Raw genomic sequence first — 2,643 nt, 5'->3', positions numbered from 1 at the left:
CAGTGATGGGCAGTTGCGGTATCTCGGTCGTGCTGATGAGCAGGTCAAGATCCGGGGCTATCGCATCGAGTTGGGGGAGATTCAAACAGCTTTGGCCGAGCTGGAGGGTGTGGATCAAGCCGCGGTGATCGCTCGGGAGGACCACCCGGGGGATAGGCGTCTGGTCGGGTATTTGACCGAATCACTGCGCGGGACAATTGATTCGGGTACAGTTCGGGCGGAACTGGCGCAGCGGTTGCCGGGCTACATGGTGCCGGCGGCGGTGGTGGTTCTTGAAACACTTCCATTGACGGTGAACGGAAAGCTCGACAGGGGTGCCCTGCCGCCACCCGAATATTCCGATGGCGATCGTTACCGGGCGCCAAGCACTCCCGCTGAGGAGATCGTCGCGGGGATCTATGCGCAGGTGTTGGGTTTGGAGCGGGTCGGGGTGGATGACTCGTTTTTCGATCTGGGTGGGGATTCGTTGTCGGCGACTCGGTTGATCAATGCGATCAACGCGAGTGTGGGTGCCGATCTTGCGGTTCGTGCGGTGTTCGAGACGCCGACGGTGGCGCAATTGGCGGCGCGGGTCGCTGAGAGTTCGGGTGGGCGTGAACCGTTGGTGGCCCAGCCCCGTCCGGCTGTTGTTCCGTTGTCTTATGCTCAGCAGCGGTTGTGGTTCCTGGATCAGTTGGAGGGACCGTCACCGATCTACAACATGGCGGTGGCGTTGCGGGTCACCGGTCATCTGGATGCTGACGCGCTGGGCCAAGCGTTGGCCGATGTGGTCGGCCGCCACGAGACTTTGCGCACCCGGTTCCCGGCTAAGGGCGGTGTACCCCGGCAAGCGGTGGTAGCCCCCGCAAGGGCTGACTTCGGGTGGCAGGTGATTGATGCCAGCGACTGGCCGATAGGTGAGTTGCGTAAGGCCATCGAAGCGGTGGCCGGCTACAGATTCGACCTGTCCGCTGAGATTCCGTTGCAGGCCCGGCTTTTCAGTGTTGGCGAGAACGAGCATGTGCTGGCCGGGGTGGTGCACCACATCGCGGCCGATGGCTGGTCCGTGGCCCCGTTGGTAGCTGATCTGCAGTCGGCATATGCCGCCCGGTGCGTGGGAGATGCACCGGACTGGTTGCCGTTGCCGGTGCAGTATGCCGATTACACACTGTGGCAACAAAACTGGCTGGGATTGGAGTCTGATCCTGACAGCGTGATCTCGGGCCAACTGGATTATTGGGAACAGGCTCTGGCCGGGCTTCCCGAGCGGTTGGAGTTGCCGACGGATCGGCCGTATCCGTCGGAGGCGGATCACCGGGGTGCCAGTGTGGTGGTGGAGTGGCCTGCTGAGTTGCAGCAGCGCGTCCGCGAGATGGCCCGTGAGTGCAGCGCCACCAGCTTCATGGTGGTTCAGGCCGGGTTGGCAATGCTCGTGGCACAGCTGAGCGGCAGTTGTGATGTGGCGGTGGGTGTTCCGATCGCCGGGCGTGGTGATGTTGCGCTGGATCAGGTGGTGGGGTTCTTCGTCAACACGTTGGTGTTGCGGGTGGATTTGGCGGGTGATCCTTCGGTTTCTGATGTGGTGGAGCAGGTGCGTCAGCGCAGTTTGGCGGCTTTGGAGCATCAGGATGTGCCGTTCGAGGTGTTGGTGGATCGGCTCAAGCCGTCCCGCTCGCTGGCCCATCACCCATTGGTCCAGGTGGCGTTGGCTTGGCAGAACTTCACCGCTGATGCCGCGACGGAGTCGGCGTTGGGGGAGGCGAAGGTCAGCCCGCTGTCGGTCGACATCCACGTCGCCCGGATGGACCTGACCTTCTCACTGTCCGAACGGTGGGATGAGGCCGGTGAGCCGGCCGGCATCGGCGGAACGGTGGAGTTCCGCACCGACGTGTTCGATACGGCCAGCATCGAAACCCTGATCGAACGGTTACAACGCGTACTGGACGCGATGACGGCTGTTCCGGCTCAGCAGTTGTCGTCGGTGGACCTGCTCGACGAGGGTGAGAGCACCCGATTGTTTGAACTTGGCAACCGAGAGGTGCTCTCCCAATCGGTTACCGAGGTGTCGGTTCCGGTGGTGTTCGCGGAACAGGTGGCCCGTGCTCCGGGAGCCGTGGCGATCACGTGCGATGGTCGGGACCTGACGTATCGGGGGTTGGATGAGGCGTCGAACCGGTTGGCGCACTGGCTGACTGGTCTGGGTGCGGGTCCGGGTAAGTGCGTGGCGTTGCTGTTTCCCCGGTGTGCTGAGGCGATTGTGTCGATCGTTGGGGTGCTGAAGTCGGGTGCGGCGTATGTGCCGATCGATCCGATGCATCCCGATGCGCGGATTCAGTTCATGCTCGGCGATGCCGAACCGGTCGCGGTGGTGAGTACTGCGGGTTTGGCTGGGAGACTGGTCGATTGCGGTGTGACGGTGGTCGATGTCGATGATCCGCGGATCGCCGTGCAGCCGAGCAGCCCGTTACCCGCGCCTGCTCCGGATGACATCGCCTATTTGATCTACACCTCGGGAACCACTGGTGTTCCCAAGGGTGTGGCGGTCGCTCAGCAGAACATCACGCAGTTTGTGGGGTCGCTGGATCGGCATTTGTCACCAGAGGTGTGGGCGCAGTGGCATTCGTATTCGTTTGATGTGTCGGTGTGGGAGATCTGGGGTGCGTT

Annotated in this window: 1 protein-coding gene; it reads left to right on the top strand. The window is 62.7% G+C overall.

Annotation, left to right across the window (positions count from 1 at the left end; genetic code table 11):
• Positions 1 to 2,643 (top strand): condensation domain-containing protein (locus AB0I14_RS32030; RefSeq protein WP_358031006.1); only part of this gene is annotated, 2,643 nt, incomplete at both ends.

It is taken from the genome of Mycobacterium sp. NPDC050441, from assembly GCF_040655355.1.
Taxonomy (GTDB): Bacteria; Actinomycetota; Actinomycetes; order Mycobacteriales; family Mycobacteriaceae; genus Mycobacterium.
Note: the sequence above shows the minus strand (reverse complement) of the source record. Positions and strands in the feature narration are given on the sequence as shown.